Genomic DNA, 16,662 nt, shown 5'->3' on the forward strand with positions numbered 1-16,662 from the left:
CTGCACAGCGCCGTGGCGTCAATTGCGAATGCGCCAGCCGGTTTTGAAGATCCACCAGATCGCGGCCAGACAGACCGCCGTAAACCCGCCAATCGCCAACAGGCTCAGGCCGATCGGCACATCTGCGGTGCCAAAGAACGACCAGCGGAAGCCCGAGATCAGATAGACCACCGGATTGAACAGCGTGATCTTCTGCCAGATCGGGGGCAGCATCGAAATCGAGTAGAAAGATCCGCCAAGGAACACCAATGGCGTCACCACCAGCAGCGGGATCAATTGCAACTGCTCAAAGTTTCCGGCCCAGATGCCGATGATAAAGCCAAACAGCGAGAAGCTCAGGCATGTCAGCACTAGGAACAGGATCATCGCGCCGGGGTGCTGGATCGGCACATCGACAAACAGCATGGCTGTGGCGAGGATCACCACACCGATGAAGAGCGCTTTGGTGGCCGCTGCACCGACGTAGCCAAGAACGATCTCCAGAAAATTCACCGGCGCGCTCAGCAACTCGTAGATAGTGCCAATGAATTTCGGGAAATAGATGCCGAAGGAGGCGTTGGAGAGGGATTGCGTCATCACCGACAGCATAATCAGCCCCGGCACAATAAACGCGCCGTAGCTCACACCTTCCACCTGATCAATCCGGCTGCCAATGGCTGCGCCAAACACCACAAAATAAAGCGACGTGGAAATCACAGGCGAAATGAAGCTTTGTGCAATCGTGCGGAAAAACCGTGTCATTTCCGCGTAGTACATCGCCCAGACTGCTGCCCAATTCATGCTGCGCCCTCCGACACCAGACCCACAAAAATATCCTCAAGACTGGACTGCTGGGTCTGCAGATCCCGTAAGGACAACCCGGCAGCGGACAAATCGCTCAAAAGCCGTGTGATCCCCGTGCTCTCCCCGCGCGTGTCATAGGTGTAGCGCAGCGCCGCGCCACCTTCGACCAGCTCCAGCTGATAGCTTGTCAGCGCCTCCGGCACTGCAGCAACCGCCTCCTGCAAGTCGATCTGCAAGGTCTTCTGCCCCAACCGCGCCATCAGCGCGTCCTTCTCTTCAACCAACAGCAGTTCGCCGCCGTTGATCACCCCCACACGGTCAGCAATCGCCTCGGCCTCTTCGATGTAATGCGTCGTCAGGATGATGGTGACACCCTGCGCCTTCAGGCCAGCCACGATGTCCCACATGTCTTTGCGCAGCTCCACATCCACGCCCGCCGTTGGCTCATCCAGAAACAGCACATCCGGCTCATGGCTCAGCGCCTTTGCGATCAGCACCCGCCGCTTCATGCCGCCGGACAGCTCCATCACGCGGGAGTTGCGCTTGTCCCACAGCGAGAGCTGCTTCAGGATCGCTTCGATTTTGGCAGGGTCACGCGGCTTGCCAAACAGGCCGCGTGTATAGGTCACCGTATCGATCACTTTGTTGAAAGGTTCCAGATTGATCTCCTGGGGCACCAGTCCAATCATCGCGCGCGCCTGACGGTAGTTGGTCACCACATCATGCCCGCCAACTCGGACATGCCCCGCCCCCGGCATGGTGATCCCGCAAATCGTGGAAATCAGAGTGGTCTTGCCCGCCCCGTTTGGTCCCAGAAGCGCAAGGATCTCTCCGCGCTCTATGCTGAGAGTGATGCCCTTGAGGGCCTCAAAGCCGCCAGCATAGGTTTTGCGCAGGTCTTCAATCTCTACAATCACAATCGCGGCCCCCTCTACATTGAAGGCCACAACCTAACAGGCGGTGCCGTCAGGCCAAGTGCAATTTCACGAGACTGTGATGTGCATCGGCGCACAGACTTTCTGCACCGATGCGGTTGAAATCAATAAGGCGCGCGCTTAGCCGCCGGTCAGTCGCTTGAACAGACCTTTCTTTTCACCGGTCTCCTCAGCAGCATCAGCACTGTCTTCTTCTGCCTCTGCCGGACCTTCCAACGCGCTCTGGAAGTTTGTGAAAAACTGGTCGGCCATCTTCTTGGCAAAACCGTCAATGAGACGGCTGCCAAGCTGTGCGAGCTTCCCGCCAACCTTCGCTTCAACCTCATAGGTCAGAAGCGTGCCAGTCTCGCTTTCCGCCAGTGTCACATCCGCGCCGCCTTTGGCAAAGCCCGCAGCGCCCCCCTTGCCCTCGCCGGTCAAGGTCAAGCTTTGCCCTTCCACCAGATTGGACAGCTCCACCTTGCCTTTGAAGGTCGCTTTCACCGGACCCACCTTCTGAACCACGGTGGCCTCAAAGCCCTCTTCCGCGTTTCCGGTCACTTCTTTGGCACCCGGCACACAGGCCAGAAGCGTATCCGCACTCAAAAGCGCAGCCCATACTTCGGCCACCGGTGCGGCAATCTCTCTCTGGTCACTCATATGCATGGCAGCGCTCCCCTTTGCCTCGGCCAACTGGCCCAACTTTCGGCCAACCTAGGCTCAGGCTCTCTGCGCCGCAAGCGCACGAAGGTCGTAAATACGGCTCAAATCCGACATGCCTCTGACCGCCGCATAGCACCATTATTCCGCATTGTGGAATTTCTTTCTGCATATTGACAGACAGGGGCGAATCCCGTTTTCTGTTCACAAGCAAAATAAAATTCTGCATTGCAAAATTTAAGCGCCAACACAGAACTTTTGGCTCGGAGGCCCGTCACATGATTTCTCGCATTCTAAAACTCGAAGATGGCGTCGGCTGCGAATACGGTCTGTCCAAATGGATCCACATCGATCAGGCGATGATTGATGCCTTCGCCAAAGCCACAGGGGATGAGCAATATATTCACACCGATCCGGATGCTGCGCGGGACACGCCTTACGGCGGCACCGTGGCGCATGGGTTCCTGACCCTGTCCCTGCTATCCCAAATGATCGCGGATGCGGTGCCACGCACCGAAGCAGAAAGCACCGGCATCAATTACGGCTTTGACCGCGTGCGTTTTGTGGCGCCGGTCAAGGCAGGTGCGGACATTCGAGGCCGCTTCACGCTCGCCAAATACGCCGAGCCTCAGCCCGGTGTGATTGAAACCCAGTGGAATGTGACCGTCGAAATCAAGGGCGAGGACAAGCCCGCACTTGTGGCACAATGGAAAAACCTGCGCTTTGAGAAAGACGCCACCAGCTTCAAGAAAGCCGGGTAAGAACGGCACCGCTCCGACGCACAACAAACGCGAAACAGCTGCGCCACAGACGCGCCCTCGCCCCTCAGTTTCAGGAATTCTTTCATGCGCGACGCACTCATTGTCTCCACCGCCCGCACGCCAATTGGCAAAGCCTACCGCGGCGCTTTCAACAACACGCAGGCTCAGGAGCTGATCGGCCACGCGGTCTCCCATGCGGTCTCCCGCGCGGGACTTGAAGGCGATGAAGTCGAAGATTGCATCATCGGCGCAGCCCTGCAGCAAGGCTCAACCGGCTCCAATATCGGCCGTCAAGCCGTGGTGCGTGCCGGCCTGCCCGTGAACGTCGCCGGCATGTCTCTGGATCGGCAATGCGCCTCTGGCATGATGGCCATCGCCACGGCGGCAAAACAGGTCATCCATGACGGCATGGAGGTGGCCATCGGCGGCGGGGTGGAAAGCATTTCGCTGGTGCAAAACGAAAAAATGCGCCGTGACCGGCTGGCAGATCCCTGGATCAAAGAGCACAAACCGGCGCTGTATATGAGCATGCTGGAAACCGCAGAGATTGTCGCTGATCGCTATGGCGTCACACGCGAAGATCAGGACGCCTATGCGCTGCAATCCCAGCAGCGCACCGCCGCAGCACAGGACGCCGGAAAGTTTGACGATGAAATTGTGCCCCTGACCTCCACAATGGGTGTGATGGACAAAGAGACCAAGGAGATCTCTTTCCGCGAAGTGACCCTTGAGAAGGATGAAGGCAACCGCCCCGGCACGACGCTTGAGAACCTGCAGGGCTTGAACCCGGTGTTCAAAGACGGCCAGCAAGTGGCAGAAGGTCAATTTATCACCGCAGGCAACGCCTCCCAACTGTCAGATGGCGCTTCGGCCTCGGTCATCATGGAAGCGAAGCTGGCGGAAAAGCAGGGGCTTGAGCCGCTCGGGCGCTATGTGGGCGTGATGGCTGCGGGGCTTGAGCCCGACGAAATGGGCATTGGGCCAATCTATGCGGTGCCAAAACTGTTGAAAGCGCATGGCTTGACCATAGATGACATCGGACTTTGGGAACTCAACGAAGCCTTCGCCTGTCAGGTCCTGCATTCCGCACGCGTGCTCGGCATCCCCAACGACATTCTGAACGTGAACGGCGGCGCCATTTCCATTGGTCACCCCTACGGCATGTCTGGTGCACGTATGGTGGGGCACGCGTTGATCGAAGGCAAACGTCGCGGTGCAAAATATGTGGTCTGCACCATGTGTGTGGGCGGCGGCATGGGCGCGGCGGGCCTGTTTGAGGTGCTGTAAGCCCCCATCACCAAAGAAAAACGCGGCGCTTCATCACAAAGCGCCGCGTCTTAAAACTCAGATGAGCAATCAGCTGCCAACTGTCTCTGCGACCATCGCATCGATGGTGCCATCGTCCAGCATGGATTGCACCGCAGCATCAAAGGCATCCATGAATGCAGTGGCCTCAGCGCCCTGCCAGTCGCCGCGGAAGCCGACGTGTGCGGTCTCAGCGGAAGTGTCCAGCACGCGCTCTACGTTCTTCAGGCCTTTGTCGTTGATCACCATCTCTGCCGCAAGCTGCTCCTGCACGTAGCAATCGATCCGGCCACGGTCGAGCTTCATCAGGTTCTGCTCGGTGGTCTGCGCCTCTTGCAGCGAGATCAAACCACCCGCCACCATGTCAAAGAACGCGTCGCCAGGCGTGCCAAACCCCGCATTGTTTCCGAAGGTCAGGCCCGAGAAATCTTCTGGATAGCTCCAGCCAGCATCGGCCACGCCATTGCGGCAATAGACGGACACTTTCTCGGTGATAGGCGCGGTGGAATAGGTGCCGATCCAAGGGCGGGATTCACGGCGCACATATGTCCCGATCAGACCGTGCGCTTGGCCGCTTTCCACCAGATTCACGGCGCGAGACCATGGCACAGCGTCGATCTCGACATCATACTGGCCTTCAATGCGGCTCAGCGCTTCGGTGATGACGTCCACCCAGATCCCGGTTGGCGCGCCATTTTCAACGCCCATGTAAGGCGCATAGGCTTCGTCCTGAACAAGGCGAATGGTTTCAGCGGAAGTGGCAGTGGCGAGGGACGCGCAGGCAAAAGCGGCGGCGCACAGAACTCGGTTCAACATTGCAAAAATCTCCAAGGTAAGGTCTCAAGTGGTCACCCCGCGACGCTGCAGCAGACATGTAAATGAAAGGTTCTCAAGCGGCAGAGTTTGGAGGGCAAAATTCGCAAAATATCCATGCATTGTTGGACAAATTGCGCTCAAATCCGATCCTTCAACCGGCGCGACAGCAGCGCCCGATTTGTTTCATCTAATAACAGTGGAGTGACGAGGTCTTCTGCTGCGGATTTCTCTGGATATCTAGAAATCATCAAAGGAGACATATCATGCTGACACGCCGCGCCGCTCTTGGCCTTTTCGCCGCCACACCTCTGGCTCTTGCACTTGTTCCCAATGCCGCCCTAGCCGCCAAGCCCTTGGTGTTCCAAAACCCGCTCGCCATCAATGGCATTGATCCGGTTGCCTATTTCACCAAGCAGAAGCCGGTGAAAGGGGACGCTGCCAACCGCGTTGATTGGAATGGCGCAACCTGGCATTTTTCCACTGCTCAGAACGCGGCCAAATTCGAGGCCAATCCTGAGGCCTATGCCCCGGTCTTTGGCGGCTACTGCGCGTTTGCCGCATCCAAGGGCTACCTCGCCCCAACCATTCCGGAGGCCTGGACCATCTACGAAGGCAAACTCTACCTCAACGCCAACATGCGCGCGATGGAACTCTGGCGTCAGGACATTCCGGGCAACATCAAGGCTGGTTTGGCCAACTGGCCCGGCATTCTGGGCTAACCCAAAAGCAAGAGGGCGCATCTGCGGTAAGATGCGCCCTCTCCCCAATCTCAAAGCGTCTTAGGCAGCGTAGCCTTTCATCACTTGGCTCAGGTGGTAATCCGTATCCCCAAGCTGGGCATCCAGCATGGTCAGGCGCTTGGCATAGTGGCTCACGGCATATTCCCAGGTCATCGCGATGCCGCCATGCATCTGTATGCTCTCTTCCGCCACCAGACGCGCCGCACGGCCAATCATGTTCTTGGCCATCGAGGCATATTTTGAGGCCTCATCGCCGCCCAGTTCCGCCGCTGCCTTGATGGTGATCGAACGGGCCTGTTCGATTTCCGTCAGCATGTCCACAGCGCGGTGCTGCAGCACCTGAAACTTACCGATCGGCACACCAAACTGCTTGCGCTGTTTGAAGTAGTCCACGGTGGCGGCATGGGCCACATCCATCGCGCCCACAGCTTCGGCACAAAGCGCCACAATGCCCGCGTTGATCGCGTCTTTGAGCGCCGCCTCGGCATCCGCCAATATCAGTGTCGCAGGCGCGTCATCCAACAGCACCTCGGCAGCGCCGCCGCCGTCCATCATGCCATAGCCGGTGACGTTGGCGTCCTCGGCCTGCACGGCAAACACGCCGAGACCTGCACCGTGGCGCGCGGCCACGAGGATCACATCCGCCACCTGCCCGCCGTAAACCGTGGATTTGCGACCTGAGAGCGTAAACCCAGAACCCGCTTCTTTGGCCTGCGTGGCAATCTGGTCAAGCTCATAAGGTGCGTCGATTTCCGTGATGCCCACCGCATATGTGGTGGCGCCAGTCAGCAAAGCCTCCTGATCCGCCCCCGCTGCGGCCAGCAGACGAGAGGCCATCAAAGCCCCGAGCAGCGGCTCCGGACAGAGCGCCTTGCCAAGCGCCTCAAACACCACGGAGATATCAAAGCCGGTGCCGCCCATGCCTCCCGCGCTTTCAGGTGCCAGCGCATAGAGCGCACCCAGCTCCACCATCTGCTCCCAAAGGGCGGGATCATGATAAGGCGCTTCATAAGCCACCTTAATGCGGTGCTCGACAGGGTATTGATCCGCCAGAAAACGGCCCAGCGTATCGGCCAGCATCTGGCGATCTTCGGTCAGATTAAAGTCCATCTCTCAGAGCTCCAGCATGGTTTTGGTGACGATATTGCGCTGGATCTCATTGGATCCACCAAAGATCGAGGTTTTGCGGTTGTTGAAATACCGTGCCGCGTTGTGTTCGGTATCTGCGGGGCCAAACATCAGGTTGCCTTCGGTCACATGACCGGGGAATGGCGCGGCCGCAGGGCCAAGCGCGCGGCGCGCGAGGTCTTTGAGCTCCTGATTGATCACCGTACCTTTGATTTTGAGCAAAGAGGTTTCTGGCCCCGGCGCGCCTTGTTCCTGAGCTTTGAACAACATCCGCAGATTGGTGATTTTCATCGCCTCAAGATCAATCTCCGCCTGCGCAATCCGGGCCGCAAACAGCGGATCTTCGATCAACGGACGCCCTCCGCGCATGGTCTTGCGCGCGATGGATTTCACCTCTTCCAGAGCCTGCATCGAGGAACCAACGCCGGCAATCCCCGTGCGCTCATGGGTCAGCAGGAATTTCGCAATGGTCCAGCCTTTGTTTTCTTCCCCCACAAGGTTGCCAATCGGCACCCGCACGTCGGTGAAGAACACCTCATTCACCTCATAACCGCCTTCGATCAGCTTGATCGGGCGCACCTCGATGCCCGGCGTGGCCATATCCACAAGGATAAAGCTGATGCCTTGCTGCTGTTTTGCATCCGGATCAGTCCGGCACAGGCAGAAGATCCAGTCGGCGTGCTGGCCCAGAGTGGTCCAGGTTTTCTGCCCGTTGATGACCCACTCGCCCCCGTCCCGCTCCGCGCGGGTCTTGAGGCTCGCAAGGTCGGAACCCGCCCCCGGTTCCGAGTAGCCCTGACACCACCAATCGGTGCCATCCAGAATGCGCGGCAGGTAGTGGTCCTGCTGTTCTTTGGAGCCAAACTTCTGCAGCACCGGCCCCAGCATATTCAGCCCGAAGGGCACAATGCGCGGGGCATAGGCGCGACAGCATTCCTCATCAAAGATATGTTTCTGCACCGGGCTCCAACCGGGGCCGCCAAACTCCTTGGGCCAGATCGTCGCCAGCCAGCCGCGCGCGTTCAAAATGGCGTGCCATTCCTCCATCATCGTTTTGGTCAGCTCACCGCCTGCGCGCACCGCATCCGAAATCTCTTTCGGCAGGTTGTCGGCCAGAAAGCTGCGCACCTCATCGCGAAACGCGAGGTCGTCTTTGGAAAAACTCAGATCCATGGCGTCACTTCCCTTTGTTCAGATCAGCAAATGTGGAGCCGTCATCTGCCATCTTCTTCAGCAGCGCCGGCACCTGCCAGTAGTACGCATCCTCGGCGGCATAGGTTTCAATGCGTTTCACCAGCTCAGCCGCACCAATGGTGTCCGCATAATGCAGCGGCCCGCCGCGGAACCGTGGGAAGCCGTAGCCCATCAGGAACACCACATCGACATCCACAGGCCGCAGCGCGATCCCGTCTTCGATCACCCGCACCGCTTCGGAGATCATCGCGGTCATATAGCGCTCCACGATCTCGTCATCGCCAAAGCTGCGCGGCGTGATCCCGGCCTTGGTCCGCTCTTCCTCAATGATGCCGTTGAGATCCGGATTCTCCAGCGTCTCACGCCCCTCATAGACAAAATAGCCCTTGCCGGTCTTGCGCCCGTTCCAGCCATTTTCGCTCAACCGGTCCGCAATGGCCCCGCCGTAGCGCTCCTCAGCAGGCCGCGTCGCCGCCAGGCGCTTGCGGGTCATATAACCGATATCCAGCCCCGCAAGATCGCCCACGCGATGCGGTCCCATGGCAAAACCAAAACCTTCCAGTGCTTTGTCCACCTGATCGGGATGCGCGCCATCCAAGACCAGATAGCTCGCCGCTTTCAGGTAATGCCCCAAAATCCGGTTGCCAATGAAACCGTCACAAACACCTGCGCGCACGCCCACTTTGCGCATCTTCTTGGCCAACGCGAACCCTGTCGCGACCACCTCTGGAGCGGTGTTTTCGCCAACCACCACCTCAAGCAGCTTCATGATGTGCGCAGGCGAGAAGAAATGCAGCCCCAGCACGTCGCTTGGGCGGCTGGTCTGCGCCGCAATCTCATTGATATCGAGATAGGAGGTGTTGGAGGCCAGGATCGCCCCCTCTTTGCAGATGCCATCGAGCTTGCCAAAGATCTCTTTCTTGACGTCCATGTTTTCAAACACGGCCTCAATCACCAGATCCACATCGCCAAGGCTCTCAAGCGCGGTTGAGGCTGTCAGCATCGCCAGCGCGGCATCGCGTTTCTCGGCACTCATCTTGCCACGTTTCACAGCACCATCGAGATTACCTGTGATGGTTGCCACGCCCTTGTTGAGCGCTTCTTGCGTGACCTCGACCAAGGTCACCGGCAGCCCCGCCATCAATGCAGATGTGGAAATGCCCGAGCCCATCGTGCCGCCACCGATCACGCCGAGTGAGGCCACATCGCGTGCCTGCGCTTTCTTTTCAGGGATATTCGCCACCGCGCGTTCGCCAAAGAAGGCGTGGATCAGCCCTTTGGATTGCGGCGAGGCCAAACAGGTCATGAAGGCCGCACGCTCGAGCGCCAGACCTTCCTTGAAATCACCCGTCGAGGCAGCCACTGCTTCCACACATTTCTGCGGGGACATCAATTGCGGATGTTTCTTTGCAACCATCGCCGCAGTGGCTTCAATCGCAGCCTCATCCGGCGTTGTGGTCAGATCACAAGTCCGCCGCGTCGCCAAGGCACCGCTCACCACATCGCGCGCTGCGGCGAGTGCCACGTCCCGCGGCTCACCGTCATCAATGCGGTCAATCAACCCCATCTTATGGGCTTCCGCTGCGGGCACATGACGGCCAGAGAGGATCAGATCAAGCGCATTGGGGATGCCCGCCAGACGGGGCGCACGCTGTGTGCCGCCCGCGCCAGGCAGAAGGCCAAGCAGCACCTCCGGCAGGCCCACTTTCGCGCTTGACACGGCCACCCGTGCGTGACAGCCCATCGCGGTCTCAAGCCCCCCGCCCAGCGCGGTGCCGTGAATGGCCGCCACAATAGGTGTCTCGTTGGCTTCCAGAATATCGCAAACCTCTGGCAAGCCCGGTGCCATCGGCGGCTTGCCAAACTCGGTGATGTCGGCCCCCGCTACAAAAGTGCGCCCGGCGCAGTAAAGCCCAATCGCCTTGGCAGTTCCCGCCGCGCGGATCTCTTCCAGTGCATCCACAAGACCTTGGCGCACCGCAACCCCGCTGGCATTCACCGGCGGGTTGTCGATGCAAATCAAAGCCACATCATCCACAAATTCTACGCTGACTTTTTTATCGCTCATCAGGAGCCTCCCTCAATCTTCAACGCCGCCCACGCGGGGCGGCACATCTCAGCAAATGGTTTCACCGCCATCGGCAACAATCGTCTGTCCGGTGATGTATGCGCTGGCGTCTGTCGCCAGAAACAGCGCCGTCCCGGCAATATCTTCCGGCTGGCCAATCCGGCGCAGCGGGTTTTGTCCTTCGACCTTGGCAAGCACTTCCGGGTTTTCCCAAAGCGCGCGGGCAAAATCGGTTTTCACAAGCCCAGGCGCGATGGCGTTCACACGGATGCCTTTCGGCCCCCACTCAACCGCCAGATTGCGCGCAAGCGCGGCGTCTGCGGCCTTGGAGACGCCATAGGCGCCAATCACAGGGTTGCCGCGAATACCCGCAATCGAGCTCAGGATGATCACATTGCCGCCGCCGCGTTTGGCCATATCCGGCAGCACCAGATTGCAAAGCTGCAGAGGCGACAGCACATTTGCCGTCATGATCTTATGAAACGCCGCATCATCCAACGCGCTCATCGGCCCATAGACCGGGTTGATGGCCGCATTGGCCACCAAGACATCAATCTGCCCCCAGACCTCGTAGGTCTTCGCAACCAGCGCCTCAACCTCTTCGCGGTGGCTAACGTTGCACGGCACAACAAGCGCTTCGCCGCCCTGCGCGCGGATGGCCTCCGCCACCTCTTCGCAAGCTTCCGCCGTGCGACTTGAGACCACAACACGCGCGCCGGCTTTGGCAAACATCTCGGCAATCGCGCGGCCGATGCCCCGGCTTGAGCCGGTGATCAGCGCCACTTTCCCCGTCAAATCAAACATCGCGGCCTCCTCCTCGTTGGCAACAGTCTAGGGCCGCGCAGCCACTCCTGAAAATCGGTTTCGCTCAAAGCGCGCGATTTGCGACGCGACGTGACTTTGGGCAAAATCCTCATGACGCAGACCAAGTTGCCGCTAGGCTAACCCGCACCAATAACGCCCAACACCAGCTGACCGGACACTCCAATGCCACATCCCAACGCCCGCATTCCTGACTTTTGGCCAGCCGGAAAACGCTGGACGTTTGATCGCCCGGACCATCCTTTGGATGCAAACCTTGAGGCCAGCGTTGAGAAATGGGGGAACCGTATTGCGGTGACCTACAATGGCGCGGATTACACCTACGCCGACATCGCAGCGCGCGTAACGGCTTTCGCAGGGTATCTGCAACATGAAGCAGGGCTGCAAAAGGGCGACAGGGTGCTGCTTTTTACGCAGAACTGCCCGCAATACATCATTGCCTTTTACGGCATCCTGCGCGCAGGCGGCGCGGTGGTGCCTGTGAACCCGATGAACAAACAGGCCGAGATCGACTACCTCGTCAGTGACACCGGTGCCAAAGTCGCCGTCTGCGCCCTTGAGCTGTCAGATCACATCCTCCCTGCTCTCAAGCGGGGTGCGCTGACCACGCTGATTGGCGCACGTATGACTGATATGGGGCAAGAGCGCTTTGATCTTGTGCCGCAAAACCTCGCTGCCGCTATGTCAGAGAGCGAGGCCGAAGCGCTGGGGATTGTCGGTTTTCAAAAGGCACTGGACCAAGGGCTCTCGCCACGTCCGCGTGACACCACCAGTGATGATCTTGCCGTCGTGCCCTACAGCTCCGGCACCACAGGCCAGCCCAAAGGCTGTGTGCACACGCACCGCACCGTCATGGCTTCTCTGGTCGCAGGCGTGATCTGGAACCCGATCCATGAAAACACCGTCCATCTGGGTGCCCTGCCCTTCTTTCATGTCACCGGCATGATGAACGGCATGCACGGGCCGATCCTTACAGGCGGGCGCAATGTCATCCTGCCACGCTGGTCCTCTGCGCTGGCTGCGGGGCTGATTGAGCGCTATCGCATCACCCGCTGGCGGTCGATCTCCACCATGGCCATTGATCTGGTGAACGACCCGAAATTTGACAGCTATGACCTCTCAAGCCTTGAGATGATCGGCGGCGGCGGCGCGGCCATGCCCGAAGCCATCGCCAAAAAGCTCTATGACATGACAGGGCTGGATTATGTCGAAGGCTATGGCCTGTCTGAAACCATGGCCGCTACCCATGTGAACCCGATTGACGCCCCCAAGCGTCAATGTCTGGGACAGCCGATTTTTGAGGTCGACAGCCGCGTGCTGGAGATTGGCGGCGACGCTGAACTGCCCCATGGCGAGGTTGGCGAGATTGTCATGCATGCCCCGCAAAACTTCATCGGCTATTGGCAACGCCCTGACGAAACCGAAGAGGCCTTTGTCGAGATTGACGGCGTGCCTTTCTTCCGCTCAGGCGACATTGGGTACCGCGACGCCGAGGGCTACTTTTTTATGGTCGACCGGGTCAAACGCATGGTCAACGCCGCCGGCTTCAAAGTCTGGCCCGCCGAGATTGAAATGCTGATGCTGCACCACCCGGATATCGCCGAGGCCTGCGTGATCGGCGCCAAAGACGAGCGGCGCGGCGAATGCGTGAAGGCCGTGGTGGTCGCTCATCCAGAAGCCCACGGCACGCTGACCGAGGAAAGCGTGATCGCATGGTGCAAAACCCAAATGAGCGCCTACAAATGCCCCTCAATCGTGGAATTTGTGGACGCTTTGCCCAAATCAGGCGCAGGCAAGGTCTTGTGGAAAGACCTAACATGACGCATAGAAAATTCCACAATGCGGAAATAGGCCCCTTTGCATGAGAAAACGTTCCTTAGCGACCAGCGACACCAGCCAAGCGCCCGAGGCCGACCGCCAGTTTGTCACCGCCCTCTCCAGAGGGTTGGAGGTTCTGCGTTGCTTCCGCCCGCGCGACCGCATGGGGCTGTCCAACCGAGAGTTGGCCGAGCGCACCGGCCTGCCCAACTCCACAGTCTCCCGCCTGACCTACACGCTGCTGCAAACCGGCTATCTGCTTTATGATGAGCAAACCGGGCGCTACCGTATCGGGGTGCCTGCGCTCAGCCTCGGATTTGCCTGCCTTGGCAGCATGCCTATCCGCGATGCCGCGAAGGAACACATGCAGCGGCTCGCCGACTACGCCGGGGACGGGGTGCAGGTGGCGCTGGGTGCGCGCGACGAGCACACGGTGACCTATCTGGCCTGCGCGCGCGCGGAAAAAGGGATGATGTCCCTGCAACTCGGTGTCGGCTCGCGCATCTCTCTTGCCCGCTCCGCCATGGGCCGCGCCTATATTGCGGGATGCCAGCCCGAAGAACGCGCCGAAATCCTGGAAACACTGGCCATCCACCATGGCCCCGAACGCTGGCCCTCAATCCTCGAGGGCATCAAAGACGCCGAGCGCCAGATTGCCGAGAAAGGGTTTTACGGAAACTATGGCGACTGGCACGAAGGCGTGCATTCCATCGCCGTGCCCTTCCCGGTGCAAAGCGATGCCTCTCCGGATCTTGCCCTCAACTTGGGTGGCCCCGCGCCCTTCCTGACAAGAGAGCGGATGGAGAAAGATCTGGCCCCGCGCCTGATGGAAATTGCGCAGTCTCTGCGCCTGCACGCCACACAGATCTGAAATCCGCTTGACCCTTCTGAGCGCCTGCACCACCGTGCGGGCGCAAGACTACCAGGAGGCCCCTATGGCGCAGATCACCCAAACCGACATCGACACTTTTCAGACCGACGGAGTCGTGCTGATCAGAGGGCTGTTTGCCGATCATGTAGAGACACTGCGCGCTGGCGTGGCCCGCAATATGAACGCCCCCGGCCCCTTTGCATCCAACAACGAGAAAGCCGGAGAAACCGGTCGTTTCTTTGATGACTACTGCAACTGGCAGCGCATTCCGGAATTTCAGGAGGTCATCGAAACCTCCCAAGCCGCCGAGATCGCTGCACAGCTGATGCAATCACAGACCGTGCAGATGTTTCACGACCACGTGCTTGTGAAAGAACCCGGCACCTCAATGGCCACCCCATGGCACACCGACGGGCCTTACTATTTCGTCGAGGGCAGCCAGACCATCAGCTTCTGGTCGCCGCTGGATCCGGTGAAAGACGCCACCCTGCGCATGGTGGCGGGCAGCCACAAATGGGAAAAGCCGGTCCTGCCCACTCGCTGGGTCTCTGAGGAAAGCTTCTTCCCCAATGAGGACGACTATATGCCGATCCCCGATCCGGATGCCGAAGGCATGCGCGTGCTGGAATGGGAAATGGAGCCGGGCGATGCGGTGGCGTTTAACTACCACATCCTGCATGGCGCGCGTGGCAACACCGCCACCTCCCGCCGCCGCGCTTTTTCGCTCCGTCTGCTGGGGGATGATGCGCGCTATGTCGAGCGTCCGGGCCGTACCTCACCGCCGTTTCCGGGTCACGAGATGCAAGAAGGCCAGAAACTCCGGGAAGACTGGTTCCCGATGCTCTGGCCTCGCAGCTAAGCCAATCTAACTTAGCGAAACACATTACAGGGATCAGCTGTTGCTCAGCTGGTCCTTCACTCTTGGGCCCACTTTGCCAAAATCCATCTGGCCGGTGTATTTGGCCTTCAAGGCGCCCATGACTTTGCCCATGTCACGGATCGACTCAGCGCCCACTTCGGACACTGCCGCCGTGATCGCCGCGGTGATCTCGTCATCGCTGAGCTGTTTGGGAAGGAACTCTTCGATCACCGGGATTTCGCCCAGTTCCCGCTCTGCCAGATCCAGACGCCCGCCTTCTTCATAGGTGCGCGCGCTTTCCTGACGCTGTTTGACCATTTTGGCCAGGATCGACAGGATTTCCCCGTCGCCCACACCGGCGCTGTCGTCACCTTCGCCCCGCGCTGCAATGTCACGATCTTTGATCGCTGCCATGATCAGGCGCAATGTCGAAAGCCGGTCAGCGGCTCGGTCACGCATCGCTTGTTTCAATGCGCTATTGATGTCGTCTCTGAGTGCCATTCATCTTGCCAATTGCTGTCAAACACAAGCCTGCGACCTTACAGAAACGTAAACTGACTCGCAACAGCGGGAATTTTTTGTCCAAACCCCTTAAAACAAGGGCTTCGCTTCGCCACAGAATTGCTTGACGCCCGCCCTGCGGCGACATATGCATCGGCCAATTTGCCAGCCGGAGACTCGCCCATGACCGCATCGACCCCCGATCACCCGACCGCCTGCCTCGCGCTTGCTGATGGCACTCTGTTTTACGGACGTGGCTTTGGGGCCACCGGCGAAACTGTCGCGGAGCTCTGCTTTAACACCGCGATGACCGGCTATCAGGAAATCATGACCGACCCGTCTTATGCAGGCCAGGTTGTCACCTTCACCTTCCCCCACATCGGCAACACCGGCGTGAACCCGGAAGATGATGAAACCGGGGATCCGGTGGCCGAAGGCATGGTCGTGAAATGGGACCCGACCGCGCCTTCCAACTGGCGCTCTGTTGAAACCCTCTCCGACTGGCTCGCCGCACGCGGCCGTATCGCGATTGGCGGCATCGACACCCGCCGCCTGACCCGCGCAATCCGTCAACAAGGCGCGCCACACGTGGCACTCGCCCATGACCCGGATGGCAACTTTGACACCGAAGCGCTGATCGCCAAGGCACGTGCTTTCTCTGGTCTTGAAGGTCTTGATCTGGCCAAAGAAGTGACCTGCGCACAAAGCTACCGCTGGGACGAGATGCGGTGGGCATGGCCAGACGGGTACCCGACCCAAACCGCGCCCAAGCACAAAGTGGTTGCCGTGGACTTTGGCGCCAAACGCAACATCCTGCGCTGCCTCGCCTCTGTGGGCTGTGACGTGACCGTACTGCCAGCCACCGCGACCGCCGAAGAGGTGCTCGCCCATGGCCCGGACGGTGTGTTCCTGTCCAACGGCCCCGGTGACCCGGCCGCCACGGGGGAATATGCGGTCCCGATGATCCAGGACGTTCTGAAAGCAGACATCCCGGTATTCGGCATCTGCCTCGGCCACCAGATGCTCGCCCTCGCGCTTGGCGCCAAGACCGTGAAAATGAACCACGGCCACCACGGCGCGAACCACCCGGTGAAGGATCACTACACCGGTAAGGTGGAAATCACCTCCATGAACCACGGCTTTGCTGTCGATGGCCAAACCCTGCCCGAAGGTGTGGTGGAATCTCACGTGTCGCTGTTTGACGGCTCAAACTGTGGCATCCGCTTGGCCGACCGCCCAGTCTTCTCGGTGCAGCACCACCCAGAAGCCAGCCCCGGCCCGCAGGACAGCTTCTATCTGTTTGAGAACTTTGCAGCAGCCATGGCGGCCCGCGCCTGACCTCGCCCCCAAAGCTCTTAAAAACATTCAAACCCGATCTGCACCGCAGGTCGGGTTTTTTAACTTTTTGCCCGCCAAAGACGA

The 16,662-nt window shown here is 59.4% G+C and carries 16 protein-coding genes; 7 read left to right on the forward strand and 9 right to left on the reverse strand.

Annotated elements, in window-relative coordinates:
* Nucleotides 1-18: 18 nt before the first annotated feature.
* From J7399_RS15720 to J7399_RS15730, 3 genes are all read right to left on the reverse strand, one after another.
* A complete protein-coding gene (locus tag J7399_RS15720; protein ID WP_209065839.1) occupies nt 19-780 on the reverse strand; it encodes an ABC transporter permease in 762 nt (253 codons plus the stop codon).
* Complete coding sequence (locus J7399_RS15725; RefSeq protein WP_348539475.1) at nt 777-1,700, reverse strand: ABC transporter ATP-binding protein; 924 nt, start codon at nt 1,698-1,700, stop codon at nt 777-779. Before J7399_RS15725 ends, J7399_RS15720 begins: the two co-directional genes overlap by 4 nt.
* A 138-nt stretch (nt 1,701-1,838) precedes the next feature.
* Complete coding sequence (locus J7399_RS15730; RefSeq protein ID WP_209087435.1) at nt 1,839-2,363, reverse strand: carbon monoxide dehydrogenase subunit G; 525 nt, start codon at nt 2,361-2,363, stop codon at nt 1,839-1,841.
* 272 nt (nt 2,364-2,635) lie between these two features.
* On the opposite strand from J7399_RS15730, the gene J7399_RS15735 reads away from it, so the two are divergent.
* Nucleotides 2,636-3,118 (forward strand): MaoC family dehydratase, encoded by a 483-nt coding sequence (locus J7399_RS15735; protein WP_209065837.1) that lies wholly within the window; start codon nt 2,636-2,638, stop codon nt 3,116-3,118.
* An 84-nt stretch (nt 3,119-3,202) separates the two neighbouring features.
* Nucleotides 3,203-4,405 carry an acetyl-CoA C-acyltransferase gene (locus tag J7399_RS15740; protein ID WP_209087437.1) on the forward strand — a complete coding sequence of 401 codons (1,203 nt, stop codon included), beginning with the start codon at nt 3,203-3,205 and terminating at the stop codon, nt 4,403-4,405.
* A gap of 69 nt (nt 4,406-4,474) precedes the next feature.
* Here J7399_RS15740 and J7399_RS15745 read toward each other — a convergent pair whose 3' ends face one another.
* Nucleotides 4,475-5,239: a transporter substrate-binding domain-containing protein gene (locus tag J7399_RS15745; protein WP_209087439.1), complete on the reverse strand. Its 765-nt coding sequence runs from the start codon at nt 5,237-5,239 to the stop codon at nt 4,475-4,477.
* A gap of 263 nt (nt 5,240-5,502) precedes the next feature.
* Between J7399_RS15745 and J7399_RS15750 the strand changes: the two genes are divergently transcribed.
* Complete coding sequence (locus J7399_RS15750; RefSeq protein WP_209087441.1) at nt 5,503-5,958, forward strand: YHS domain-containing (seleno)protein; 456 nt, start codon at nt 5,503-5,505, stop codon at nt 5,956-5,958.
* A gap of 60 nt (nt 5,959-6,018) precedes the next feature.
* On the opposite strand, the gene J7399_RS15755 is transcribed toward J7399_RS15750, so the two are convergent.
* The 4 genes from J7399_RS15755 to J7399_RS15770 are packed head-to-tail and all read right to left on the reverse strand — an operon-like array spanning nt 6,019 to nt 11,173.
* Nucleotides 6,019-7,089, reverse strand: coding sequence for an acyl-CoA dehydrogenase family protein (locus J7399_RS15755; RefSeq protein WP_209087443.1), 1,071 nt, complete (start codon nt 7,087-7,089; stop codon nt 6,019-6,021).
* A gap of 3 nt (nt 7,090-7,092) precedes the next feature.
* Nucleotides 7,093-8,280 carry an acyl-CoA dehydrogenase family protein gene (locus tag J7399_RS15760; RefSeq protein ID WP_209087445.1) on the reverse strand — a complete coding sequence of 396 codons (1,188 nt, stop codon included), beginning with the start codon at nt 8,278-8,280 and terminating at the stop codon, nt 7,093-7,095.
* A gap of 4 nt (nt 8,281-8,284) precedes the next feature.
* Nucleotides 8,285-10,369, reverse strand: a complete 2,085-nt coding sequence (locus J7399_RS15765) for a 3-hydroxyacyl-CoA dehydrogenase NAD-binding domain-containing protein (RefSeq protein WP_209087447.1) — start codon at nt 10,367-10,369, stop codon at nt 8,285-8,287.
* A gap of 48 nt (nt 10,370-10,417) precedes the next feature.
* Nucleotides 10,418-11,173, reverse strand: a complete 756-nt coding sequence (locus tag J7399_RS15770) for an SDR family oxidoreductase (protein ID WP_209087449.1) — start codon at nt 11,171-11,173, stop codon at nt 10,418-10,420.
* 183 nt (nt 11,174-11,356) lie between these two features.
* Between J7399_RS15770 and J7399_RS15775 the strand changes: the two genes are divergently transcribed.
* The 3 genes from J7399_RS15775 (at nt 11,357) to J7399_RS15785 (ending at nt 14,739) form a co-directional block, all read left to right on the forward strand.
* Nucleotides 11,357-13,012: a long-chain-fatty-acid--CoA ligase gene (locus J7399_RS15775; protein WP_209087451.1), complete on the forward strand. Its 1,656-nt coding sequence runs from the start codon at nt 11,357-11,359 to the stop codon at nt 13,010-13,012.
* A gap of 40 nt (nt 13,013-13,052) precedes the next feature.
* The gene (locus J7399_RS15780; RefSeq protein ID WP_209065828.1) at nt 13,053-13,880 is read left to right on the forward strand and encodes an IclR family transcriptional regulator; all 828 of its coding nucleotides are present in this window, start codon (nt 13,053-13,055) and stop codon (nt 13,878-13,880) included.
* Between the two features lie 64 nt (nt 13,881-13,944).
* The gene (locus tag J7399_RS15785; RefSeq protein WP_209087993.1) at nt 13,945-14,739 is read left to right on the forward strand and encodes a phytanoyl-CoA dioxygenase family protein; all 795 of its coding nucleotides are present in this window, start codon (nt 13,945-13,947) and stop codon (nt 14,737-14,739) included.
* A 33-nt stretch (nt 14,740-14,772) separates the two neighbouring features.
* Here the strand turns inward: J7399_RS15785 and J7399_RS15790 are convergent, their stop codons facing one another.
* Nucleotides 14,773-15,240 (reverse strand): GatB/YqeY domain-containing protein, encoded by a 468-nt coding sequence (locus J7399_RS15790; RefSeq protein ID WP_209087453.1) that lies wholly within the window; start codon nt 15,238-15,240, stop codon nt 14,773-14,775.
* 183 nt (nt 15,241-15,423) lie between these two features.
* On the opposite strand from J7399_RS15790, the gene carA reads away from it, so the two are divergent.
* On the forward strand, nt 15,424-16,578 hold the full coding sequence (gene carA / locus J7399_RS15795; RefSeq protein WP_209087455.1) for a glutamine-hydrolyzing carbamoyl-phosphate synthase small subunit: 1,155 nt from the start codon (nt 15,424-15,426) through the stop codon (nt 16,576-16,578).
* Nucleotides 16,579-16,662: the final 84 nt, after the last annotated feature.

The sequence above is a fragment of the Shimia sp. R9_1 genome (assembly GCF_017743775.1).
Lineage (GTDB): Bacteria > Pseudomonadota > Alphaproteobacteria > Rhodobacterales > Rhodobacteraceae > Shimia.